The sequence below is a fragment of the Pigmentiphaga kullae genome (assembly GCF_004216695.1).
Taxonomy (GTDB): Bacteria; Pseudomonadota; Gammaproteobacteria; order Burkholderiales; family Burkholderiaceae_B; genus Pigmentiphaga; species Pigmentiphaga kullae.
The window spans coordinates 97,278-119,018 of the sequence record NZ_SGXC01000002.1 but is presented as its reverse complement, the minus strand read 5'-3'; the positions used below and the strand labels follow the sequence as shown (position 1 = coordinate 119,018).

Below are 21,741 nucleotides of genomic sequence, written 5' to 3'. Positions count from 1 at the left end.
CATGGAACCCGACCTGGACGAAATCGAGCTGGACCTGTTCGTCGAAGCCCTGCGGCGGCGCCACGGCTACGACCTGAGCCAGTACGCGCGCCCCTCGCTCAAGCGGCGCGTGCAGGGGCTGGTCCGCCAGCACGGCCTCGCGCACATCGGCGAGCTCACCTCGCGCATGCTGCGCGATGCCTCCTTCATGCCCCAGGTGATCGACGGGCTGTCGGTGCCGGTCTCTGAAATGTTCCGCGACCCCTTCGTGTTCGAGGCGCTGCGCACCAAGGTGTTCCCGACCCTGGCCTCGTATCCCAGTATCAACATCTGGCAGGCGGGGTGCGCCCATGGCGAGGAAGTCTATTCGCTCGCCATCCTGCTCGAGGAAGCCGGGCTGTACGACCGCAGCCAGATCTATGCCACCGATTTCTCCGACGCCGCGCTGGCGCGTGCCCGGGAGGGCATCTTCCCCGTGCGCGAGGCGCGTGCGGCCTCGCTGCGCTACCAGCAGGCGGGCGGCACCCGCACGCTGGCCGACTACTATCATGCGCGCTACGACCTGGTGAAGCTGGACGAATCGCTGTGCCGCAACGTGGTGTTCGCCAACCACAACCTGGCCATCGACGGCGTGTTCTGCGAAGCCCACCTGATCCTGTGCCGCAACGTGCTGATCTACTTCAACAACGCCTTGCAGGACCGCACGCTGGCCCTGTTCGCCGACAGCCTGGTGCGCGGCGGCTTCCTGTGCCTGGGCACCAAGGAAAACCTCGCGCTGGCCTCGGCCGCCTCCAGCTTCGCCACGGTGGACGGCCCGGCGCGGATATTCCGGTCGGTGCGGGCAACCTGACGGAGGCATGCGATGGAACTGGTGGCCATCGGCTGTTCCACCGGCGGGTTGCGGGCCCTGCAAGTCCTGCTGCGCGCCCTGGCCCCCTGCCCCCGCACCGCGTTCGTCGTCGTCATCCACACGGCCTCGGCCGATGCCGATTCCCTGTGCCAGTTGCTCGCCCGCGACACCCCCATGCCCGTGCAGGAAGCGCAGGAGCGCGCGCCGGTGCTGCCGGGTGTGCTCCATGTCGCGCCGCCGGGCTATCATCTGCTGATCGGGCGCGACCAATATTTCTATTTGAATGTCGACCCCAAGGTCTGCTTCGTGCGACCCAGCATCGACGTGCTGTTCGAATCGGCCGCCGAGGCCTACCGCCACCGCATGGCCGGCGTGATCCTGACCGGCGCCAACGACGACGGCGCGCGCGGATTGCGCTGCGTGCGGCAGCGGGCGGGCATCGCACTGGTGCAGGACCCGGAGGAAGCGGAAGCCTCCAGCATGCCAGAAGCGGCGCTTTCCCTGGCGGGCGCCGACCATTGCCTCGCGCTCGCCGACATCGCGAGTGAACTCAACCGGATGTGCCTATCTTGAAGACCGACCTGCCCACTCCCAAGATCCTGATCGTGGACGACACGCCGGCCAACCTGTTCGCCATGCGCAAGCTGCTGGCGCAGATCGATGCCGAGCTGGTCACGGTCACCTCGGGCAACGAAGCGCTGGCGCTTTGCCTGGACCAGCGCTTCGCGCTCATCCTGCTCGACGTCAACATGCCGGAGATGGACGGCTACGAGGTCGCCGCCCTCTTGTCCAACGAGCCGCTCAATCGCGATACGCCCGTCATCTTCGTCACGGCCGCCTTCGCCGACGACCTGAACCAGTTGAAGGGGTATCGCAGCGGCGCCGTGGACTACATCGCCAAGCCGGTCAACGACTCGATCCTGCTGTCCAAGGTCAAGGTCTTCCTGGAACTGGAAACCGGCCGCCAGCGGCTGGCGCAGGCGCTGTCCACGCTGGAACAGCGCAACCAGCAGTTGCAGGTGGAGATCGCCGAACGGCGGCGCATCGAGGAACAGATGCGCCACCAGGCCACGCACGACCAGTTGACGGGGCTGCCGAACCGGGCCTTGTTCATCGAGACCCTGGACCGCTTCCTGAGCCGCGCCCAGCGGCACGAGGAATTGTTCGCGCTGCTGTACGTGGACATCGACGGTTTCAAGCAGGTCAACGACGGCCACGGCCACCAGGCCGGCGACATGCTGTTGCAGGCTTTTTCGCTGCGACTGCGGTCCGCGCTGCGCGCCGAGGACGTCGTGGCCCGCCTGGGCGGCGACGAATTCGGCGTCCTGCTGTGCAAGGCCGCCGACGCCGCCGCCATCCAGCAGAAATGCGTCGACTTGTGCGAGATCCTGCGCGCGCCCTACCGGCTGACCAGCAACGGCACGGCATTCACGGCCCATGTCGGCGCCAGCATCGGCGCGGCGATCGCCATGCATCACGGCACCAGCCGCGACAGCCTGGTGCAGGCGGCCGACAACGCGATGTATGAGGCCAAGCGCAGCGGCAAGAACCAGGCGAGGCTGGCCGCCACGCTACTGTGACCGGCCGCGCTAAAGCGTGACCGCGACGCCCTGGCGGGCGTCGGCATGGCGCAGGAAGTCGGTGACGGCATCGCCCTCCATGGGCGGCGAGCACAGGAACCCCTGCCAGGCATCGCAGCCCAATTGCCGGAGCGCCTCCAGTTGCTGCGGCGTCTCGACGCCTTCGGCGATGGTCTGGATCTCGACCGAGCGACAGAACTGGATGACCGTGCGCAGCATTTCCTTGTCGTAGGTGTTGTCCAGCATCCCGGCCACGAACTGCCGGTCCAGCTTGACGGCCGCGAACTGCGCCGAGCGCAGCCGCAGGAAATTGGAATATCCGCTGCCGAAGTCGTCCAGGCTGAAGCCCACCCCCATTTCCCCCAGCCGCCGGGTGATGGCGCCGGCGGCTTCCGGATCGGGGATCTCGGCCGACTCGGTCAGCTCGATCTCCAGCCTGCCCGGTTCGATGCCGTATTCCTCCAGGATCCTGCCCACGCTCTCGGCCAGGTCCCCCTGCAACTGGGCTGCGCTGAGATTGACGGCCACCTGGGCACAGAACACGCCTTCCTCGCGCCATTGGGCCAGTTGCTGGCAGGCGCGCTTGAGCACCCACATGCCCAGCGCGGAACTGAGCCCCGCCGCCTCGACCTCGGGCACGAAGTCGTTGGGCATGACCAGGGTGCCCTTGCGATGCCAGCGCACCAGGGCCTCGACGCCCCGCACCCGGCCGGTCCGCATCTCGAGCTGAGGCTGGTAGAACAGTTCGAACTCGCCGCGGTCCAGGCCCTGCATGACCTCGGTGACCAGCGTGTCTTCGCGCGACATCAGCCTGCCGTCCAGGTCCTCGGGACCGTCGTTCCAGCACACCCAGCGCGCGCGGGTGCGCAGCGCGTAGCGGGCCGCCTGCTGGGCGCGCAGCAGCACGTTGGAGGGCTGGGGCAGGTCGCTGGGCAGCATGACGATGCCGAAGGCGGCCAGCGAGGCCCCCTGGCTGGCGCCCAGTATCTGCAACAGCGAGGACCGCTGGAACAGCCGCTGGGCGGCGCCTATCGCGCCCGACTTGTCGTTGACGTCGCGCAACACGATGATCAGGCTGGCGTCATCGAGCATGCAAAGCAGGTCGTCCGCCCGGATGAAACGGCGGATCTTGCCCAGGATCTCGTCACGCTGGTGGGGAGCGGCATCGGAGGGCAAGGCCAGCGCCATGACGGCGGCGCGCCGGCGCTCGCCGATCAGCACACCCAGTTCGCGCAACAACATGGCCCGTTCGCTGACATTGGCGAACTGTCGTACGGCCTCGGCGGGCTTGGACCTTCTAGGCATCGGCGACATGGAAAAATCGAACAAACATCAAGCTTCTTTTAATCGATATACCGCTAGTCCGTCATCGGCGCCAGGCACACGGAGCCGTGATACATGATCATCGCACACAGGCGATCATCGCAAAAGCGAAACCGCGCCCCATGCGGCCCGCCCGGTCATCCGGCGCCAGATGCGCGCCTTTCGCGGCAAGTTAGTAAACGCCAACATTAGACTTCACCCGATAATTGGCATGGGAACATTACGGGACGCATAGGCTGCAAGCACGGGTTCGCCCGTTACAATGTTAACAACTGTTGCCTCCAGTACGAACCCCCCCGGCAATCCCCTATGCTCTCAAACGGATCAATGGGAAACACATGAAAGAATCCGACGACATCGCCAACCTGTTCCGGCACTTCGGCGGCCAGCCTGGCCAGTACCAGGAGATCAGTCGCGCCAACGAAGCCCGCCAGTCACGCGAGCGCTGGCCGCTACTGGCCTCGATCGAGGCGGACCAGGCTGCACGCCTTCCCCCCGTGGAAGCGCCTGTCCCCGGAGACCTTCCGCAGGCACCGCAGCCGGCCGTCCTGCCCGCGGCCGCCCGGCCGGTTGCCGCGCCGCCTGCCGCCGAACCGGTCCCGTCGCCGGCGGGGCGCATCGAGCCCCATCTGTCCCCCTCGCCGGCATCGCCTCCTCCCACCGCTCCGCGCGCCGGCGTCGGCGTCTCCACGACCGATGCCCGCATGGCTCCTGAGCAGGGACCGGAACCCCAGTTGCAAGCGCTCTTCACCCGCCTGGCCCGACCTGCCCCGCAACCCCCGGCCGGCAAGAAAAGCGAATCCCTCCTCGAACGTTTGAATCGACTGTGAAGATTATTGCTGTCGTTTCCGCCAAGGGCGGCGTCGGCAAGACCACGGCCGCCGCGAACCTCTGCGCGGCCCTGCGGCAGGGCGGCCGCAACGTGCTCGCCATCGATCTCGACCCCCAGAACGCCTTGCACCTGCATTTCGGCGACGATCCCCAGCGCATCACGGGCACGTCCCGGGCGACGCTGGCCAGGCAGGACTGGCGCGACATCCGCTTCTCCAGTTCATCCGGCGTCGTCGTCCTGCCTTACGGGGCCGTCAACGAGGACGACCGGCGGGCCTTCGAGCACCACCTGGAAGTGCACGCCGACTGGCTGACCCGCAACCTCCAGAGCTTGGGCCTGGGCACCGAGGACGTGGTCGTGCTGGACACGCCCCCGGGCCCTTCGATCTACATGCGCACCGCCTTGTCGGCGGCGCAGCTGAGCGTCATCGTGACGCTGCCCGACGCCGCTTCCTATGCCACGCTTCCGATGATGGAAGGCCTGGTCCAGACCTACTGCGTCACGCGGCCCGACTTCATCAACCACGTATTCGTGGTCAACCAGGTCGACAACTCGCGGCAACTCGCGCGCGACGTGCTGCAGGTCATGCGCGCCGACTTCGGCAAGCGCGTGGTCGGCGTCATCCATCAGGACCAGTCGGTCAGCGAAGCCCTTGCCTTCAACCAGAGCGTGCTTGACTACGACCCGCGGTGCCAGGCCACGCAAGACTACCTGGCGTGCGCCCAGAGCATCGAGGACGTGCTGTCCACCCTCGGGCCCTCGCTCTGATCTCAGGCGCAGTGATGCGGCACAACCCTCCCGTGCCATGGGGTAGTATTACAGAACACGGCGGGCCAGTCCCGCCCCTGTTGCCGCCCTTCGCACCGTGACCGAAAAAACCATCCTGCTGACCGATTACCGCGCGCGCCGCCCCGTTCCCGTGGCCGCCAGTGACCTCATCGCGCCCTCCGGCCAACTGGCGGACACGCGCGGCAGGATGCTGCACGACCTGCGCATCTCCGTCACCGACCGCTGCAACTTCCGCTGCGTGTACTGCATGCCCAAGGAAGTCTTCGGCAAGGACTACCCCTACCTGCCCCACGACGCCCTGCTCAGCTTCGAGGAAATCGTGCGGCTGGCGCGGCTGTTCGTGGCCCACGGCGTCGAGAAGGTCCGCCTGACCGGCGGCGAACCGCTGCTGCGCAAGAATATCGAGACCCTGGTTGCCCGGCTGGCCGAGCTGCGCACGCCATCGGGCAAGCCGCTCGACCTGACCCTGACCACCAACGCGTCGCTGCTGGCGCGCAAGGCGCGCGCCCTGGCCGACGCCGGCCTGAACCGGGTCACCGTCAGCCTGGACGCGCTGGACGACACGGTCTTTCGCCGCATGAACGACGTCGACTTCGCCGTTGCCGACGTGCTGCACGGCATCGATGCCGCGGCCGAGGCAGGCCTGGGGCCCATCAAGGTCAACATGGTGGTCAAGAAGGGCCTCAACGACGACCAGATCGAGCCCATGGCCGAGCACTTCCGCCACTCCGGCCACACCCTGCGCTTCATCGAGTACATGGACGTGGGCGCCTCCAACGGCTGGAAGATGGATGAAGTCGTGCCCTCTGCCGACATCCTGCGCCGCCTGGGCGCCCGCTGGCCGCTCGAAACCCTGGAGCCGCACTATGCCGGCGAAGTCGCCCAGCGCTGGCGCTATCGCGACGGCGGCGGCGAAGTGGGCGTCATCTCCAGCGTCACCCAGGCCTTCTGTTCATCCTGTACCCGCGCCCGCCTGTCCACCGAAGGCCAGCTCTACCTGTGCCTGTTCGCCGACCAGGGCTACGACCTGCGCACCCTGTTGCGCTGCGGCGCCAGCGACGAACAACTGGCCACCGCCATCGCCCGCATCTGGCAGGCCCGCACCGACAACTACTCCGAACGCCGCTCCGCCGACACGCCCCGCTCCGGCCGCATAGAAATGAGCTACATCGGCGGGTGATGGAGCCCCCCCCTACGCGCTTCGCGCGCCCCCCAGGGGGCGATGCGAGTGGACCGGAAGGGAAGCCCACCCCACGCGGCCCATGGCCGCACCCCTCAAGGGGCGGCACTGGCGGACCGGCAAAGCCGGATCCGCTGCGCCCTGGGCCTGATCCGATCGCGGATACAAGAGCGGCCTCGCATCATATGCAAGGCCGTTTTTATTGAGCCCAAGCGGCTGCCAGGCAGTATCGCCGTTCTCCGCCAGCCCGTTGGTACCCCAGGATGCGGTGGATCCGGCTCCGCCGGTCCACGCGCATCGCCCCCTGGGGGGGCGCGCGAAGCGCGTAGGGGGGGCTAAAACCCCATGGCAAAGTTCAGCTGGACTTGGTTCAGGCCCTGGTTGGGCTTCTTCATGCCGCCATTGGAGAAGTGCGACACGCGCAGGCCCAGGCGCATGTTGTCGGCCAGCTTGAAGCCGGCGCCGATGTGGTCGCCGAACTGGAAGGTCGAGCTGATGTCCTTGTCGTGGAACTTGGTCTCGCTGACGGCGGTGGCGCCGATGCCGCCTTCGATGTAGAAGCGTTCGGTGGGCCACCAGCGGAACATGGGAATGGCGTTGAGCTGCCACATGCGGCGGGCGTAGCCCGGCAGCGCGCTCGAGGTCCACCAGTACGAGCCGCCCAGTTCGCCCACCACTTCCAGGCGGGTCGAGCCGAGTTTCATGTGCCAGAGCGGCGAAGTCTCGTAGTTGAGCGTGGCGCGATGGTTGCCGTCGACCACGCCGTACTGGGCGCTCCAGCCGCCGTTGGCGAAACCGCCGGTGGGGTCGGCCCCATGGGCCGAGAAGGAAGCAAGGGCGAGAAGCGCGGCGGCTAGGGCGGTTTTTTTCATCTGATCGGCTGCCTGTGATGCTTCGCGCGGACGCCGTCTAGATCGTCTGCCCGTGGGGGCAGGATGCGGTCCCCCGCGTGAAGAGGGAAAGGAAACTTCGACTATAACAAACTCGTTACATCTGCATACGTCCGATGACAGGCCGCGTTGCAGGCTAGCCGCAGTTCCCTTCTCCGCCTCAGGCCACGGCGTCCGCCGGCTGCTGGGTCAGCAATGCCAGCAGGCGCGCGATTTCCTCGCGCATCTTGCGGCGGTCGACGATCATGTCGATGGCGCCCTTCTCGAGCAGGAACTCGGCACGCTGGAAGCCTTCGGGCAGTTTCTCGCGCACGGTCTGCTCGATCACGCGCGGGCCGGCGAAGCCGACCAGCGCCTTGGGCTCGGCGATCACGACGTCGCCCATGAACGCGAAGCTGGCCGACACGCCGCCCATGGTGGGGTCGGACAGCACGCTGATGAAAGGCAGCTTGCGCGAGGACAACAGCGTCAGCGCGGCGGTGGTCTTGGCCATCTGCATCAGCGACAGCAGGCCTTCCTGCATGCGCGCGCCGCCCGAGGCGGTCACGCAGATGAACGGCACCTTCTGCTCGATGGCGGCCTGGGCGCCGCGCACGAAGCGCTCGCCCACGACCGAGCCCATGGAGCCCGCCATGAATTCGAACTCGAAGCAGGCCACCACCACCGGCAGCGTATGCATGGCGCCGCCCATGACCACCAGCGCATCGGTCTCGCCGGTTTGCGCCATGGCGTCCTGCAGGCGGTCGGGATATTTCTTGGTGTCCTTGAACTTCAGGCTGTCCACCGGCAGCGTGCCGATGCCGATCTCGTAGCGGCCTTCGGCGTCCAGCAGCGCGTCGATGCGCTGGCGCGCGCCGATGCGCATGTGGTGCTCGCACTTGGGGCACACGTTCAGGTTCTTGACGAGATCGTCGCGGTACAGCACCGACTCGCACGACGGGCACTTGACCCACAGGCCCTCCGGCACGCGGCGGGCCGAGCCGTCGGTGGTCTTGATACGGGGAGGGAGCAGTTTTTCTATCCAGCTCATGCGGATTTCCTTGATTCTTGGGAGGCCCCGCCCGGAGGCGGGGCATCTAGCGCCCCCCGGATTGTACGCAACCATGCCCCGGCTGCGCGAGCGCAGATTTCGGGCTGTCGTTCCGGGGGGGTGCCTTGCGAGGCGGCGTCGATTTCCTGGATCAGCCGGGTGCCGATGACCACGGCGTCGGCCTCGGCGCCCAGCGCCCGGGCGCTCTGGCCGTCGCGGATGCCGAAGCCCACGCCCACCGGCAGCGAGACGAACTGCCGGATGTGCGCCAGCCGGCGCGAGACGTCCTGGACGTCCAGGTGGCCGGCGCCGGTCACGCCCTTGAGCGAGACGTAGTACACGTAGCCGCGCGCGACCCGGGCCACGGCCTGGATGCGCTCATCGGTGGTGGTCGGCGCCAGCAGGAAGATGGGGTCGATGCCATGCCCTTCCAGCAGGGCGCCGAACTCGCCGGCTTCCTCGGGCGGATAGTCCACCACCAGGCAGCCGTCCACGCCGGCTTCCTGCGCGGCGGCGGCGAAGGCGGCCTGGCCCATGCGCTCGACGGGGTTGGCATAGCCCATCAGCACCACCGGCGTCTGGCTGTCGGTGCGGCGGAATTCCTTGACCATGGCCAGCACGTCGCGCAGGCCCACGCCCTGCTCCAGCGCATGCTGGCTGGAACGCTGGATGACCGGGCCGTCGGCCATGGGATCGGAGAACGGCACGCCCAGCTCCAGCACGTCGGCGCCGGCGGCCACCAGCGCGTGCATGATGGGAACCGTGCTGGCCGGCGTGGGATAGCCGGCGGTGACGTAGGGGATCAGGGCGCAGGCGCCCGGGGCGGCGGCACGGCGCGCGAACGCGGCGGCGATACGGGAGGATGACGACATGGAGACCGCCCTCAGAGCGCGATGCCCGAACGTTCGGCGACGGTATGCATGTCCTTGTCGCCACGTCCGGAAAGGTTGACCAGCAGGATCTTGTCCTTGGGCAGCGTGGGCGCCAGCCGGACCGCATGCGCGATGGCATGGGACGACTCCAGCGCCGGGATGATGCCCTCGATCCGGCAGCAGTGATGGAAGGCCGCCAGGGCCTCGTCGTCCGTCACGCCCACATAGGTCGCCCGGCCGCTGTCCATCAGCCACGCATGCTCGGGACCCACGCCCGGATAATCCAGGCCGGCCGAGATCGAATGGGTGTCGATCACCTGCCCGTTCTCGTCCTGCAGCACGTAGGTGCGGTTGCCGTGCAGCACGCCCGGCGCCCCGCCGGCCAGCGAGGCCGCGTGGCGGCCCGTCTCCATGCCTTCGCCGGCGGCCTCCACGCCCACCAGCGCGACGTCCTCGTACGGCAGGTAGGGATGGAAGATGCCCATGGCGTTCGAGCCGCCGCCCACCGCCGCGATCACGACGTCGGGCTGGCGCCCGGCGGCCTTGGGCATCTGCACCAGGCACTCGTTGCCGATGACGGTCTGGAAGTCGCGCACCATCATCGGATACGGGTGGGGACCGGCCACCGTGCCGATGATGTAGAAGGTGTCCTCGACGTTGGTCACCCAGTCGCGCATGGCTTCGTTCAGCGCGTCCTTGAGCGTGCGCGAGCCCGAATCCACGGGCACGACGGTCGCGCCCAGCAGCTTCATCCGGTAGACGTTGGCGGCCTGCCGCTTGACGTCCTCGCTGCCCATGTAGACCACGCACTCCATGCCGTAGCGGGCCGCGACGGTGGCGGTCGCCACGCCGTGCTGGCCGGCGCCGGTCTCGGCGATCACGCGGCGCTTGCCCATGCGGCGGGCCAGCAGCGCCTGTCCGATGCAGTTGTTCACCTTGTGCGCGCCGGTGTGGTTCAGGTCTTCCCGCTTGAACCAGATCTGCGCGCCGCCCAGTTCCTCGGACCAGCGCCTGGCGTGGTAGACGGGGCTGGGGCGGCCCACGAAGTGCTCGAGTTCGTAGTTGAACTCGGCGACGAAATCGGGATCGTGCTGGTAGCGCGCATAGTTCTGGCGCAGTTCGTCCAGCGCGTGCATGAGCGTCTCGGCGACGAACACGCCGCCATATGGGCCGAAATGGCCCCTCGCATCGGGGAAGTCGTAGGTTTTCACTGGGATGGTCCCGGCTATGAAGCCCGGCCCGCGCGCCTGGCGCGCGCCGGAAGGATTGGGGGAATGCGGCGTCAGGCGCCGTCGGCTCGCCGCACCTGCGCCACGAATTCGGCGATCTTGTCGGCGGATTTGATGCCTGGCGATTCTTCCACGCCGCTGCTTACGTCGACAGCGAACGGGCGCACGGACTCAATGGCTGCCGCCACATTTCCGGCATGCAACCCACCAGATAAAACGACCGGACGCGCGCTTTCGCTGCTGACCAGAGACCAATCGAACGCTCTCCCGCTACCGCCGTAGCCGTCGGAATGGCTGTCGAACAGCCAGCCTGCGGCGGAACCGTACTGTAGGCAGGATTTTAGCAAAGCCTGCGATGTTTCCATGCCCGGCCCGCCCACGCGGAAGGCACGCAGGTAGCGCTGGCCGTGGCGTTCGCATTGTTCCGGCGTCTCGTCGCCATGGAACTGGAGCAGGTCGGGCCGGACCACGTCCAGCACGTCCTGGATCTGCGCCTCGGACGCGTTGACGAACAAGGCGACCACGTCGACGAACGGCGGGACGAGGCGCCGCAGCTCGGCCGCGCGCGCTGGCGCCAGCGCGCGCCGGCTGGGAGGGTAGAACACCAGGCCGATGGCGTCGGCGCCCGCGCCGACGGCGGCGGCGACGTCCTGTTCGCGGGTCAGGCCGCAGATCTTGATACGGGTACGGGACATCCCGCCATCATACCGCCCCGCGCTTGCCCCACTTTCCGGCCGCTTCCCCGCCGCGCTAGGTACAAGCCCTAAATTGATGATTCATGCACAACTATTCATGATTGCGCCACAAAAACAAGAACTATTTTGCATAAACGTTCGTCTGCCTGCGGTTCCACCCATAAGAAAGAGGGCAGCCTGGCTGCCCGCCGAGGAGATCACCATGGCACGCCTGAAGCAGCATTCCTCTCCCTTGCCTCGTCCATTCGCCAGCCTGCCGCCGCGCACCTGGGCCGCGGGCCTGCTGGCCGCCCTGGGCGCCTGTGGCGGCAGCGACGATCCGCCCGCCCCGCCCCCGCCGCCGCCCGCGGCCACGCTCAGCTGCGACGACAGCATGAAGGCCGCCTTCAAGCCGGACGCGAACACCCAGGTGGTCCTGGCCAAGGCCTTCAGGCAGGGCGACGCGCTGGCCCTGGCGGGTACGCCGGCCTCGCCCGCGCCCGCCAAGGCCACCCAGGATGTGTGCCTGGTCAAGATGGTGGTCGGCCCGGGCAATCCGGGCACGGCGGATGCGCCGTCCACCTCGCCCGGCATCGGCATCGAGGTCTGGTTGCCCACGCCCGCCAACTGGAACCAGCGCATCCGCAACCTGGGCGGTGGCGGCTGGGCCGGCGGCAGCCAGGCCTCGGCCACCCAGATCGGCAACGCCGGCGCCGCCGCCACCGCGGCCCTGGGCTATGCGGTCGGCAGCACCGACACCGGCCATGCCATCGCGGGCAACGGGTCGTTCGCGATGAAGGAAGACGGCACGATCAACAGCGCGCTATGGGCGGATTTCGCCGAACGCAGCCTGCACGAACTCGCGGTCAAGACCAAGGCGCTGGTCGAGGCCTACTACGGCAAGCCGCAGCAGTACGCCTACTGGGAAGGCTGCTCCACCGGCGGACGCCAGGGCTACAAGATCGCCCAGGAACATCCGGACGATTACGATGGCTACCTGAATGGCGCCCCCGCCTTCAACTGGACCCGCTTCATCACCAACGAACTCTATCCGCAGGTGGCGATGCAGCGCGACCTGGGCGGCCCGATCGCCGCCGACAAGCTGCGCCGCGTCAGCGCCGCCGCGGTCAGCGCCTGCGACACCGTGGGCGGCCAGCACCTGGGCTTCATTCCCGACACCAGCCAGTGCCGCTACGATCCGACGCGCGACGCCTCGGCGCTGTGCGCGGGCGTGGCCGGCAACGGCGTGGTCGGCACCAGCACCGATGCCGCCTGCGTCTCGCTGGCCTAGGCCCGGACCATCAACAAGATCTGGTACGGCCAGACCGCCGACGGCAGCGCCCCCGACCCGCAGGCGGACAACGCCAGCGCCGCCACGCTGGCCAGCAAGCAGCTCTGGTGGGGCCTGACGCGCGGCACGGATCTCGGCGGCCTGGCCGGCTCCTCCGGCACGCCTCCGGTCGCCCGGCCGTTCACCATCGCCACCGACATGGTTGCCCTGGAGTTGCAGAATCCAAGCTACGCGACCCCGTCCTTCACCAACGCGACCGGCAATGGCACGGACAAATGGAAGGACATGAGCTACGCCGACCTGGCCAACGCCTATGACCGGGGCGTCGCGCTACAGGCGGCCTTCGGCCACATCAACACCGACAATCCGGACCTGACGCGGCTGCGCGACGGCGGCGGCAAGGTCATCAGCTACCACGGGCTGGCCGACCAGTTGATCACACCCGCCGGTTCGCTGAACTACCTCGCTCGCGTGGCCGACAAGATGGGCGGCATGGACGCCGTCCAGGCCTTCAACCGCCTGTACCTGGTCCCGGGCATGGGCCACTGCGCCGGCGTGGGCACCGTCAGCGGCAGCGCGGGGCCGGCCGCCACGGCCAACACCGTGCCGCTGCCCGCGGCCAACCAGTTCTTCGACGCCCTGGTCGCCTGGGTGGAGAAAGGCACACAGCCGGGCCCGCTGATGTTGAAGTCCGCCGACGCCAGCGTCAGCATGCCGATCTGCGTCCATCCGCAGAAGGCCACCTACAAGGGCAGCGGTTCCGTCACCGACGGCGCGAACTACAGCTGCCGCTAGGAAGCCGGCCGGACGCCCGGCGGATCAGCGCCCCAGCCTGATCTCGTCGGTGGCGTCGGTGGACGGCAGGCCGTAGTCGCCGGGATAGCCCACGGCCGTCAGGTAGAGGCCGTCGGGCGAGAAGGTGGGCGCCGCCTTGGTCCGGTTGCGCTCGGCCAGCAGTGCGGGCATCCAGTCGGCGGACTGCCTGCCCTGCCCCACGTACACCAGCGCCCCCACGATGTTGCGGACCATGTGATGCAGGAAGGCATTGGCGCGCAAGGTGAAGACCACCAGCCTGCCGCGCCGCTCGATGCCGAGTTCGTGCATCGTGCGCACGGGCGAGGCCGCCTGGCACTCGGACGACCGGAAGCTGCTGAAATCGTGCTCGCCCAGCAGATGGACCGCTCCCGCCCGCATCGCCTCCAGGTCCAGGGGACGGAAGCTCCAGCCCGCGCGGCCCGTCCACAGCGGTGAGCGCACGGGATCGTCCAGCAGCAGGTAGACATAGGAACGCGAGCGCGCCGAGAACCGGGCGTGGAAGTCGGCGGGCACCTCGCGCGCCCAGCGCACCGCGATGCTGGGCGGCAGATGTGCGTTCACGCCGCGGACCCAGGCTTGCTCGGGACGCAGCACCGAGGTGTCCAGATGCACGATCTGCTGCGCGGCATGAACGCCGGTGTCGGTGCGGCCGGCGCAGAGGGTGGCCACCGGCTGGCCGACGAAAGCGGCCAGGGCCGACTCCAGCCGGTCCTGCACGGTTCGCCGGTGCGGCTGGGTCTGCCAGCCCAGCCAGGGGGAGCCGTCGTAGCTCAGCCCCAGCGCGATGCGCGGCATGCCCGGCGATCCTACCAGGAGGCGAGCAGCGCCCGCGCCCGTTCGCGCTGGTCCGCGTCGCCGTCGCGCAGGACCTCTTCCAGCAGCTCGCGCGCGCCGGCGCGATCGCCCATGTCGGCGTAGGCCTTGGCCAGGTCCAGCTTGGCGGCCATGCCGGCCGGCGCGTCCAGGTCCGTGTCCAGGTCGATGCCGGTGGCGGAGGCGGGCCCGGTCTCGTCCTGCGCCGGCGCGGGGGCGTCCAGGTTCAGGTCCAGTCCGAAGGCCGCCGCGGCAGCCTTCGGAACGGCCGCGGGACGGCCGGCATCCTCGGGCTCGTCGTCGTCCGGGTAGTCGTCGGGTTCGCCTTCCACGCGCGGCGGCAGCTCGTCGGGAATGGGAAACGGCGGAATGTCGTCCCAGTCGCGCAGGTGGTTGACCGGCGCGCCCGCTGCCGACGGCAGCGCGTCGGCCTCTTCGCTGGCGTTCTCGTCCTCGATGCGGGCCGCCTCGCGCGCCTCTTCCTGTTCGGCGCGGGCCGAGCGGCGGCGCAGCGCGAAGGCGCCGAGCAGGGCCGCCAGCACGGCGACGATGGCGCCCAGCACCGCCACGCTATGGTCGCGGACCTTGTCGGCCACCGAAGCGGTCAGGGATGGCTTGGTCTCGGGAGCGCCGGCCGGCGCGGCTTCGGCGGGCTCGGCCGGCACGGCGGCATTCGTGGGCGGCTCGCCCGGCGCTTGCGCCGGGGCCGCGGGCGCGGCGGCATCCGGCCGGGCGGCCGTGTCGCCGGCCGCCGGCGCCGGCTGGCCGCCCATGGCATCGGCCGCGCGGTCGCGGGCCTGCTGCTCCATCTTCGCCAGTGTTTCGTTCTGTGCCTCGAGCAGGCCGCGCATGGCCTCGACGTTGCCCTGCAAGGCCTCGACCCGCTCCTGCGCCTCGCGCATGGCCCTGGCGGTGGCGTCGCGCTCTTCTTCCAGACGGTCGCGCGTGGTCTGCTCGCCGCCGGCGGCCGTTTCCTGGCCGCCGCTGGAAAGCTTGAGGGCATCACCCTCTTTCGCGCCGGATTCCGCCTGCGATCCGGCCGAGGACGCGATGTCGCCCCGCGACTCCGCCCCGCCCGTGGCCGCGCCGGCCGGCACCTGCCGGGCCCCGCCGGCAACGCGTTGGCGATAGGCCTCGAAGGCTTCTGCCTGGCTGGCGAACAGCGCCGCGGCCTGCGCCGCGTCGATCGCGCCCACGTCGTCCGCGCCGGGCACGGACAGCGACGCGCCGGCGCGCAGCCGGTTCATGTTGCCGTCGACGAAGGCCTGGGGATTGGCGCGCAGCAGCGCCGCCAGGGTCTGGTAGATCGATGCGCCTTCGGGCTTGAGGCGGCCCGCGATGCCGAACAGGGTATCGCCGGGCTTGACCTCCAGCGCGGCGGGCGTGGACTGCGTCTCGGCCGCCTGCGCCTTGGGCGCCGGCACGTCCAGGATGAAGGTGTACTGGCGGATGAAGCGGCCCATGTTCCAGGTCAGCTCCACCAGCAGGTCCAGCACATGGACGTCCAGCGGCGCCGCCGAGGCGATGCTGACCACCTTGCGCCCGTCGGGGCGGTCTTCGATACGCAGGGTCAGGTTGGCCAGCGCCTCGCTGTATTCGAGCTGGGTCTGGCGGTAGACGTCCCGCGGCGCGACGGCCGCCTTCAGCGTGGCGGCTTCCTGCGGCGTCGCGGCATTGACGGTGATCTCGGCCCGCAGGGGCTCGCCGGATGCGGACAGGACTTTCAGCGCCCCCAGGTCGGCGGCCTGCGCCGCCGATACGGCTCCGGCCGCCAATCCCAGCGCCAGCAGTCCCGCCGATGGACCGCCCGCGCGCGGACGCTTGTATATCAAGGCCGGACGGCCTGTCTCTCGGTCGGAAAGTCCGTTCATCCTAATCCCATGCGCAAAAGCCCCCGCGAATAGCCTGGCGGTTGGTCAACCCGGCAGGTCGCCGCCCGCCGGGCCTCCTTGTAGCATCAGAGACTTACCGTCGCAAGCTCAGGTACGTTCTGATGCAAGCCCGAGTATCAGAGTTCGCCCAGGGCGATGCGCAGCATGCGGCGCAGCGGCTCGGCCGCGCCCCACAGCAACTGGTCGCCCACGGTGAAGGCGCTCAGGTACTCGGGGCCCATCGCCAGCTTGCGCATGCGGCCGACCGGGATGTCCAGGGTACCCGTGACGGCCACGGGCGTAAGCGACTGCATCGACGCCTCGCGCGTGTTGGGAACGACCTTGGCCCATTGGTTGTTCTCGCGCAGCATGCCCTCGATCTCGTCCAGCGGCACGTCCTTCTTGAGCTTGATGGTCAGCGCCTGGCTGTGGCAGCGCATCGCACCGATGCGCACGCACAGACCGTCGATGGGAATGGGCGACGAGCCGAAGCCCTCGCCGCGGCCCAGGATCTTGTTGGTCTCGGCGCCGCCCTTCCATTCCTCGCGCGACACGCCATTGCCCAGATCCTTGTCGATCCAGGGGATCAGGTTGCCCGCCAGCGGCACGCCGAAGTGTTCCTGCGGCAGCGACCCGTCCTGCTGCTTGGCAAGCACGGTGCGGTCGATTTCCAGGATGGCCGAGGCCGGATCGGCCAGCAGGCCTGACACCGTGGCGTTGAGCAGGCCGAACTGGGTCAGCAGCTCGCGCATGTGCTGCGCGCCGCCGCCGGAGGCGGCCTGGTAGGTCATGCTGGTCATCCAGTCGATCAGGTCGTGCTCGAACAGGCCCCCCAGGCCCATCAGCATGCAGCTGACCGTGCAGTTGCCGCCGATGTAGTTCCTGACGCCCTTCTTCAGCGCCTCGTCGATCACCTTGCGGTTGACCGGGTCGAGCACGATGATGGCATCGTCCTTCATCCGCAGCGTGCTGGCCGCGTCGATCCAGATGCCGTCCCAGCCTGCGGCGCGCAGCTTGGGATAGACCTCGGTGGTGTAGTCGCCGCCCTGCGCCGTGACGATGATGGGCAGCTTCTTGAGCGCCTCGATGTCGAACGCGTTCTGCAACGGACCGGCGCCCTGCGCCCACGAGGGCGCCGCGCCGCCGGCGTTGCTGGTGGAGAAGAACACCGGCTCGATCAGCGAGAAATCGTTTTCGTCGCGCATGCGCTGCATGAGCACGGAACCGACCATGCCGCGCCAGCCGACCAGACCAACTGCTTTCATTTACACACCCCTAACAAGTAGTCCAGATTGAAACTGTTTTGCCGGGCGCATCACACCCGGGGGGCGCGACACGCAGGCTGGTTACAGAGCTTTGATCACGGCACTGCCCATCTCGGCAGTGCCGACCTTAGTCGTGCCTTCTTCGTAGATGTCGGCCGTGCGCAAGCCCTGCTCCAGCACTTTCTTGACGGCTGCCTCGATCCGGTCGGCCTGGGCCGCCTTGTCGAGCGAATAGCGCAGCATCATCGCGGCCGAGAGGATGGTCGCCAGCGGATTGGCGATGTCCTTGCCCGCGATGTCGGGCGCCGAGCCGTGGCTGGGCTCGTACAGGCCCTTGCCCGTCTCGTTCAGCGAGGCGGACGGCAGCATGCCGATGGAGCCCGTCAGCATGGAAGCCTGGTCGGAAAGGATGTCGCCGAACATGTTGCCTGTCACGATCACGTCGAATTGCTTGGGTGCGCGCACCAGTTGCATGGCGGCGTTGTCCACGTACATGTGGCTGAGTTCCACGTCAGGATACTCCTTGCCGACCTCGGTGACGATGTCCTTCCAGAACTGGAAGGTCTCGAGCACGTTGGATTTGTCGACGCTGCACAACTTTCCGCGGCGCTTGCGGGCGGTCTGGAAGGCCACGTGCGCGATGCGGCGGATTTCCGGCTCGGCATAGCGCATCGTGTCGAAGCCCTCGCGCTGGCCCGCGAACGCGCCGTCCGGGGCCGTGCGCACGCCGCGGGGCTGGCCGAAATAGATGTCGCCGGTCAGTTCGCGGATGATCAGGATGTCCAGCCCCGACACCACCTCGGGCTTGAGCGACGAGGCATTGGCCAGCTCGGGATACAGGATGGCCGGGCGCAGGTTGGCGAACAGGCCCAGGCTCTTGCGCAGGCCCAGGATGGCCTGCTCGGGACGCAGCGCGCGCTCGAGCTTGTCGTACTTCCAGTCGCCCACCGAGCCGAACAGCACCGCATCGGCCTTCCTGGCCAGGTCCAGCGTGGCCGGCGGCAGCGGGTGGCCCGCCGCCTCGTACGCAGCGCCGCCCACCGGCTGGGTGTCGAGCGTGAACGTCTCGCCCAGCGCGGTCAGCACGCGCACGGCTTGTTCGACGATTTCGGGACCGATGCCGTCTCCCGGCAGCACTGCGATATGTTGTGTCATTGTGGCTCTTGATTCAGGGTCGGGGCCGGCCCGTGGAGGCCGGCGGAATTACGGTGTCAGCGGCTGGCCTGGCTGCCGCGCAACTCAGGAACATCCAGCCAGGGCTGGGTGGCGAGCCGCTTCTGTTCGAAGGCCTTGATCTTGTCCGCGTGGCGCAGCGTCAGGCCGATCTCGTCCAGGCCGTTCAGCATGCAGTACTTGCGGAAGCTGTCGACGCTGAACGACAGTTCGCGGCCGGATGGCGTTGCCACGACCTGGCGGTCCAGGTCGATGGTCAGGCGATAGCCTTCCTTGCCCTCCACTTCCTGGAACAGGCTGTCCACGTCGGCTTCCGACAGCACGATGGGCAGCACGCCGTTCTTGAAGCAGTTGTTGAAGAAGATGTCTGCGAACGAAGGCGCGATCACCGCGCGGAAACCGTACTGGTCCAACGCCCACGGCGCGTGCTCGCGGCTCGAGCCGCAGCCGAAGTTCTTGCGCGCCAGCAGGATGGAGGCTCCCTGGTAGCGCGGCTGGTTCAGCACGAAGTCCGGGTTCAGCGGCCGCTTGCTGTTGTCCATGCCGGGCTGGCCTTCGTCCAGGTAGCGCCAGGCGTCGAACAGGTTGGGGCCGAAGCCGCTGCGATGGATGGACTTCAGGAATTGCTTGGGGATGATCTGGTCCGTGTCGACGTTCTCGCGGTCCAGCGGCGCCACCAGGCCTTCGTGAGTGGTGAATGCTTGCATGATGCTCTACCTTAGTTGACCTTGCGAACGTCGACGAAATGACCGGCCACGGCGGCGGCCGCCGCCATCGCGGGACTCACCAGGTGGGTGCGGCCGCCCGCGCCCTGCCGGCCCTCGAAATTGCGGTTCGAGGTCGAGGCGCAGCGCTCGCCGGGTTCCAGGCGGTCGTCGTTCATCGCCAGGCACATCGAGCAGCCGGGATCGCGCCACTCGAAACCGGCCTCGATGAAGACCTTGTCCAGGCCTTCCTGCTCGGCCTGCGCCTTGACCAGGCCCGAACCGGGCACCGCCAGCGCCAGCTTGACATTGGATGCCACGCGCTTGCCGCGCAGTACCGCCGCGGCGGCACGGAAATCCTCGATGCGGGAGTTGGTGCACGAACCGATGAAGACCTTGTCGATCCTGATGTCGGTGATCGGCATGTTGGCCGTCAGGCCCATGTACTCCAGCGCGCGCGCCACGCCCGAACGGCGGGTCTCGTCCGTCTCGCTGGCCGGATCCGGCACGTTGGCGCCCACCGGCAGCACCATCTCGGGCGAGGTGCCCCAGGTGACCTGCGGCTGGATCTCGGCCGCGTCGATCTCGACCACACGGTCGAAATGCGCGCCCTCGTCCGAATGCAGCGTGTTCCAGTACGCCACCGCCCGGTCCCAGGCCTCGCCCTTGGGGCCGTAGGGACGGTCGCGGAAATACTCGATGGTCTTCTCGTCCACCGCCACCAGCCCGACGCGCGCGCCGGCCTCGATGGCCATGTTGCAGATGGTCATGCGGCCTTCGACCGACAGGTCGCGGATCGTGCTGCCGGCGAACTCGATGGCATGCCCCGTACCGCCCGCCGTGCCGATCTTGCCGATCACGTGCAGGACCAGGTCCTTGGCGGTGCAGCCGGCGGGCAGCTTGCCCTCGACCCGCACCTGCATGTTCTTGTTCTTCTTGACCAGCAGCGTCTGCGTGGCCAGCGCGTGTTCGACCTCGGACGTACCGATGCCGAAGGCCATCGCGGCCACGGCCCCGTGCGTGCTGGTATGCGAATCGCCGCAGACCACGGTCATGCCCGGCAGGGTGGCGCCCTGCTCGGGCCCGATCACGTGCACGATGCCCTGGCGGCGATCGCCCATGTCGAACTCGACGATGCCGTAGTCCTGGCAATTGGCGTCCAGCGTATCGACCTGCAGGCGCGAGACCGGATCGGCAATGCCCTGGTCGCGGTTGTGCGTGGGCACGTTATGGTCGGCCACCGCCAGGTTGGCGCTGATGCGCCAGACCGGACGACCGGCCAGCTTCAGCCCTTCGAACGCCTGCGGGCTGGTCACTTCGTGGACCAGGTGGCGATCGATGTAGATCAGACAGGTACCGTCTTCTTCCTGATGGACGACGTGGGCGTCCCACAGCTTGTCGTAAAGGGTCTGAGGCATGAGATTCCGGCCAAAAAGTGAACGGGCTCATGAACAGCCGCACGGCTCGGCGCCTCTCGGCGTCGCTCAGGCGCGAGGACCAGCCTCGACGGACCCGCTCAGGGATAGGGAACTCTTGATTGTATATTAAGCCCCCCCTACGCGCTTGCGCGCGCCCCCAGGGGCGATGCGGGAGGACCGGCGGAGCCGGATCCTCCGCATCCTGGGTAACAACGGGCTGGCGGCGATGGGGGTTTTTACTCCCCGCCACGGCCGCTTTAAGGACGCTAGCGTCGAGCCTGCTGGTACAGCGGCAACACCTTCTCGGAAGCCTGTTTCAGGTCCGCGATACGGGATTCGGCCGACGGGTGGGTGGACAGGATTTCGGGCGGCGCGGAACCGCCGACCTGCCCCATCTTCGTCCACAGCGTCACCGCCGCCCGCGGGTCATACCCCGCCCGGGCCGCCAGCTCCACCCCCATCCGGTCCGCTTCCGTCTCGTGCAAGCGGCTGTTCGGCAGCCCGAACATCACGTTGGCCAGCGCCCCGCCCAGGTCCGAACTCGCCTGCGACCCCGTGATCGCCGCCAGCACGCTCAGGCCCATGCTCGTCGCCATCTGTTCGGACGCCCGCTCGCGCGCGTGCTCGCGCAGCGCATGGGCGATCTCGTGGCCCAGCACCGCGGCCAATTCGTCGTCCGTCGGCTTGACCGTATTGATCAGCCCGGTATAGACCGCGATCTTCCCGCCCGGCATGCACCAGGCGTTCACTTCCTTGTCGTCGATGACGTTGACTTCCCACTTCCACTTCGTGGCATCGGGCCGGAACACCCCCACCTGCGCGATCAGGCGCTGGGAAATCGTCCGCACCCGGGCGAGCTGCGAGGCGTTCGTGTTGAGCTGCCCCTTGCTGCGCGCGCCCGACAGCGTCTGCTGATAGAGCTGGACGGCCTGCTGGTCCAGTTGCTGCTCGGACACCAGGCTGGACATGCGCTGCGTGCGGTCGATGCCTATCGTGCCGCCCTGGGTGGTATTGACCGACTCGCAGCCGGCCGCGGCCACCAGCGCCAAGGCCGCCGCGGCCATCGCGGCGCGGCGGAAGACAGGAGAACGTTTGGTCTTTTTCATGCAGCCCCCAAGACAAGAACGCCAAGGCGGCAATTTTGCCCCAAAACCCCTGTTAC

At 68.2% G+C, this 21,741-nt stretch carries 22 protein-coding genes; 8 read left to right on the top strand and 14 right to left on the bottom strand.

The window, feature by feature from the left end; translation table 11 throughout:
• Position 1 precedes the first annotated feature (1 nt).
• Genes EV675_RS14805 through EV675_RS14795 form a run of 3 tightly spaced genes read left to right on the top strand, consistent with a single transcriptional unit; the run spans position 2 to position 2,409 of the window.
• Positions 2-829, top strand: coding sequence for a CheR family methyltransferase (locus EV675_RS14805; protein ID WP_130358127.1), 828 nt, complete (start codon positions 2-4; stop codon positions 827-829).
• Positions 830-841: 12 nt separating this feature from the next.
• On the top strand, positions 842-1,402 hold the full coding sequence (locus EV675_RS14800; protein ID WP_130358126.1) for a chemotaxis protein CheB: 561 nt from the start codon (positions 842-844) through the stop codon (positions 1,400-1,402).
• The gene (locus EV675_RS14795; protein WP_207221985.1) at positions 1,399-2,409 is read left to right on the top strand and encodes a two-component system response regulator; all 1,011 of its coding nucleotides are present in this window, start codon (positions 1,399-1,401) and stop codon (positions 2,407-2,409) included. Before EV675_RS14800 ends, EV675_RS14795 begins: the two co-directional genes overlap by 4 nt.
• 9 nt (positions 2,410-2,418) lie before the next feature.
• On the opposite strand, the gene EV675_RS14790 is transcribed toward EV675_RS14795, so the two are convergent.
• Positions 2,419-3,714 carry a GGDEF domain-containing phosphodiesterase gene (locus EV675_RS14790; RefSeq protein ID WP_165404619.1) on the bottom strand — a complete coding sequence of 432 codons (1,296 nt, stop codon included), beginning with the start codon at positions 3,712-3,714 and terminating at the stop codon, positions 2,419-2,421.
• Between the two features lie 356 nt (positions 3,715-4,070).
• On the opposite strand from EV675_RS14790, the gene bcsP reads away from it, so the two are divergent.
• The 3 genes from bcsP (at position 4,071) to moaA (ending at position 6,533) form a co-directional block, all read left to right on the top strand.
• Complete coding sequence (gene bcsP / locus EV675_RS14785) at positions 4,071-4,562, top strand: cellulose biosynthesis protein BcsP (RefSeq protein ID WP_130358124.1); 492 nt, start codon at positions 4,071-4,073, stop codon at positions 4,560-4,562.
• The gene (gene bcsQ, locus EV675_RS14780; protein WP_130358123.1) at positions 4,559-5,332 is read left to right on the top strand and encodes a cellulose biosynthesis protein BcsQ; all 774 of its coding nucleotides are present in this window, start codon (positions 4,559-4,561) and stop codon (positions 5,330-5,332) included. Before bcsP ends, bcsQ begins: the two co-directional genes overlap by 4 nt.
• Positions 5,333-5,429: 97 nt before the next feature.
• On the top strand, positions 5,430-6,533 hold the full coding sequence (gene moaA, locus EV675_RS14775) for a GTP 3',8-cyclase MoaA (RefSeq protein ID WP_130358122.1): 1,104 nt from the start codon (positions 5,430-5,432) through the stop codon (positions 6,531-6,533).
• 335 nt (positions 6,534-6,868) lie between these two features.
• Here the strand turns inward: moaA and EV675_RS14770 are convergent, their stop codons facing one another.
• From EV675_RS14770 to EV675_RS14750, 5 genes are all read right to left on the bottom strand, one after another.
• Positions 6,869-7,405, bottom strand: coding sequence for an acyloxyacyl hydrolase (locus tag EV675_RS14770; RefSeq protein ID WP_130358121.1), 537 nt, complete (start codon positions 7,403-7,405; stop codon positions 6,869-6,871).
• 178 nt (positions 7,406-7,583) lie between these two features.
• On the bottom strand, positions 7,584-8,453 hold the full coding sequence (gene accD, locus EV675_RS14765) for an acetyl-CoA carboxylase, carboxyltransferase subunit beta (RefSeq protein ID WP_130358120.1): 870 nt from the start codon (positions 8,451-8,453) through the stop codon (positions 7,584-7,586).
• Positions 8,450-9,325, bottom strand: coding sequence for a tryptophan synthase subunit alpha (gene trpA, locus EV675_RS14760; protein WP_130358119.1), 876 nt, complete (start codon positions 9,323-9,325; stop codon positions 8,450-8,452). Before trpA ends, accD begins: the two co-directional genes overlap by 4 nt.
• Positions 9,326-9,336: 11 nt before the next feature.
• Positions 9,337-10,536 carry a tryptophan synthase subunit beta gene (gene trpB, locus EV675_RS14755; protein WP_130358118.1) on the bottom strand — a complete coding sequence of 400 codons (1,200 nt, stop codon included), beginning with the start codon at positions 10,534-10,536 and terminating at the stop codon, positions 9,337-9,339.
• Positions 10,537-10,607: 71 nt separating this feature from the next.
• The gene (locus tag EV675_RS14750) at positions 10,608-11,249 is read right to left on the bottom strand and encodes a phosphoribosylanthranilate isomerase (RefSeq protein WP_130358117.1); all 642 of its coding nucleotides are present in this window, start codon (positions 11,247-11,249) and stop codon (positions 10,608-10,610) included.
• Positions 11,250-11,451: 202 nt separating this feature from the next.
• Between EV675_RS14750 and EV675_RS30010 the strand changes: the two genes are divergently transcribed.
• The gene (locus EV675_RS30010) at positions 11,452-12,519 is read left to right on the top strand and encodes a tannase/feruloyl esterase family alpha/beta hydrolase (RefSeq protein ID WP_242621456.1); all 1,068 of its coding nucleotides are present in this window, start codon (positions 11,452-11,454) and stop codon (positions 12,517-12,519) included.
• Here the strand turns inward: EV675_RS30010 and EV675_RS30005 are convergent.
• Complete coding sequence (locus EV675_RS30005) at positions 12,516-12,719, bottom strand: hypothetical protein (RefSeq protein WP_242621455.1); 204 nt, start codon at positions 12,717-12,719, stop codon at positions 12,516-12,518. The two genes, EV675_RS30010 and EV675_RS30005, sit on opposite strands and share 4 nt — an antisense overlap.
• Here EV675_RS30005 and EV675_RS30000 point away from each other — a divergent pair.
• The gene (locus EV675_RS30000) at positions 12,718-13,314 is read left to right on the top strand and encodes a tannase/feruloyl esterase family alpha/beta hydrolase (protein ID WP_242621454.1); all 597 of its coding nucleotides are present in this window, start codon (positions 12,718-12,720) and stop codon (positions 13,312-13,314) included. The genes EV675_RS30005 and EV675_RS30000 overlap by 2 nt on opposite strands.
• 24 nt (positions 13,315-13,338) lie before the next feature.
• Here the strand turns inward: EV675_RS30000 and truA are convergent, their stop codons facing one another.
• From truA to EV675_RS14710, 7 genes are all read right to left on the bottom strand, one after another.
• Complete coding sequence (truA, locus tag EV675_RS14740; protein ID WP_130358116.1) at positions 13,339-14,130, bottom strand: tRNA pseudouridine(38-40) synthase TruA; 792 nt, start codon at positions 14,128-14,130, stop codon at positions 13,339-13,341.
• An 11-nt stretch (positions 14,131-14,141) separates the two neighbouring features.
• On the bottom strand, positions 14,142-16,019 hold the full coding sequence (locus tag EV675_RS14735) for a motility hub landmark protein FimV (protein ID WP_130358115.1): 1,878 nt from the start codon (positions 16,017-16,019) through the stop codon (positions 14,142-14,144).
• Between the two features lie 137 nt (positions 16,020-16,156).
• The gene (gene asd / locus EV675_RS14730) at positions 16,157-17,284 is read right to left on the bottom strand and encodes an aspartate-semialdehyde dehydrogenase (RefSeq protein WP_130358114.1); all 1,128 of its coding nucleotides are present in this window, start codon (positions 17,282-17,284) and stop codon (positions 16,157-16,159) included.
• An 81-nt stretch (positions 17,285-17,365) separates the two neighbouring features.
• Positions 17,366-18,439 (bottom strand): 3-isopropylmalate dehydrogenase, encoded by a 1,074-nt coding sequence (leuB, locus tag EV675_RS14725; protein ID WP_130358113.1) that lies wholly within the window; start codon positions 18,437-18,439, stop codon positions 17,366-17,368.
• A gap of 56 nt (positions 18,440-18,495) precedes the next feature.
• Positions 18,496-19,164 (bottom strand): 3-isopropylmalate dehydratase small subunit, encoded by a 669-nt coding sequence (gene leuD, locus EV675_RS14720; RefSeq protein WP_130358112.1) that lies wholly within the window; start codon positions 19,162-19,164, stop codon positions 18,496-18,498.
• Positions 19,165-19,175: 11 nt separating this feature from the next.
• Positions 19,176-20,579, bottom strand: a complete 1,404-nt coding sequence (gene leuC, locus EV675_RS14715; protein WP_130358111.1) for a 3-isopropylmalate dehydratase large subunit — start codon at positions 20,577-20,579, stop codon at positions 19,176-19,178.
• A 266-nt stretch (positions 20,580-20,845) separates the two neighbouring features.
• Positions 20,846-21,685: a M48 family metallopeptidase gene (locus EV675_RS14710; protein WP_130358110.1), complete on the bottom strand. Its 840-nt coding sequence runs from the start codon at positions 21,683-21,685 to the stop codon at positions 20,846-20,848.
• Between the last annotated feature and the right edge of the window lie 56 nt (positions 21,686-21,741).

What these genes read in the sequence shown, in the direction of transcription:
- asd (WP_130358114.1), bottom strand. Translation starts at nt 17,284, where the DNA reads ATGAAAGCAGTTGGTCTGGTCGGCTGGCGCGGCATGGTCGGTTCCGTG.
- truA (WP_130358116.1), bottom strand. Translation starts at nt 14,130, where the DNA reads ATGCCGCGCATCGCGCTGGGGCTGAGCTACGACGGCTCCCCCTGGCTG.
- leuD (WP_130358112.1), bottom strand. Translation starts at nt 19,164, where the DNA reads ATGCAAGCATTCACCACTCACGAAGGCCTGGTGGCGCCGCTGGACCGC.
- EV675_RS14800 (WP_130358126.1), top strand. Translation starts at nt 842, where the DNA reads ATGGAACTGGTGGCCATCGGCTGTTCCACCGGCGGGTTGCGGGCCCTG.
- trpA (WP_130358119.1), bottom strand. Translation starts at nt 9,325, where the DNA reads ATGTCGTCATCCTCCCGTATCGCCGCCGCGTTCGCGCGCCGTGCCGCC.
- EV675_RS30000 (WP_242621454.1), top strand. Translation starts at nt 12,718, where the DNA reads ATGGTTGCCCTGGAGTTGCAGAATCCAAGCTACGCGACCCCGTCCTTC.
- EV675_RS14750 (WP_130358117.1), bottom strand. Translation starts at nt 11,249, where the DNA reads ATGTCCCGTACCCGTATCAAGATCTGCGGCCTGACCCGCGAACAGGAC.
- EV675_RS30005 (WP_242621455.1), bottom strand. Translation starts at nt 12,719, where the DNA reads ATGTCGGTGGCGATGGTGAACGGCCGGGCGACCGGAGGCGTGCCGGAG.
- EV675_RS30010 (WP_242621456.1), top strand. Translation starts at nt 11,452, where the DNA reads ATGGCACGCCTGAAGCAGCATTCCTCTCCCTTGCCTCGTCCATTCGCC.
- EV675_RS14735 (WP_130358115.1), bottom strand. Translation starts at nt 16,019, where the DNA reads ATGAACGGACTTTCCGACCGAGAGACAGGCCGTCCGGCCTTGATATAC.
- leuB (WP_130358113.1), bottom strand. Translation starts at nt 18,439, where the DNA reads ATGACACAACATATCGCAGTGCTGCCGGGAGACGGCATCGGTCCCGAA.
- bcsP (WP_130358124.1), top strand. Translation starts at nt 4,071, where the DNA reads ATGAAAGAATCCGACGACATCGCCAACCTGTTCCGGCACTTCGGCGGC.
- accD (WP_130358120.1), bottom strand. Translation starts at nt 8,453, where the DNA reads ATGAGCTGGATAGAAAAACTGCTCCCTCCCCGTATCAAGACCACCGAC.
- EV675_RS14710 (WP_130358110.1), bottom strand. Translation starts at nt 21,685, where the DNA reads ATGAAAAAGACCAAACGTTCTCCTGTCTTCCGCCGCGCCGCGATGGCC.
- EV675_RS14790 (WP_165404619.1), bottom strand. Translation starts at nt 3,714, where the DNA reads ATGCCTAGAAGGTCCAAGCCCGCCGAGGCCGTACGACAGTTCGCCAAT.
- leuC (WP_130358111.1), bottom strand. Translation starts at nt 20,579, where the DNA reads ATGCCTCAGACCCTTTACGACAAGCTGTGGGACGCCCACGTCGTCCAT.
- EV675_RS14770 (WP_130358121.1), bottom strand. Translation starts at nt 7,405, where the DNA reads ATGAAAAAAACCGCCCTAGCCGCCGCGCTTCTCGCCCTTGCTTCCTTC.
- EV675_RS14805 (WP_130358127.1), top strand. Translation starts at nt 2, where the DNA reads ATGGAACCCGACCTGGACGAAATCGAGCTGGACCTGTTCGTCGAAGCC.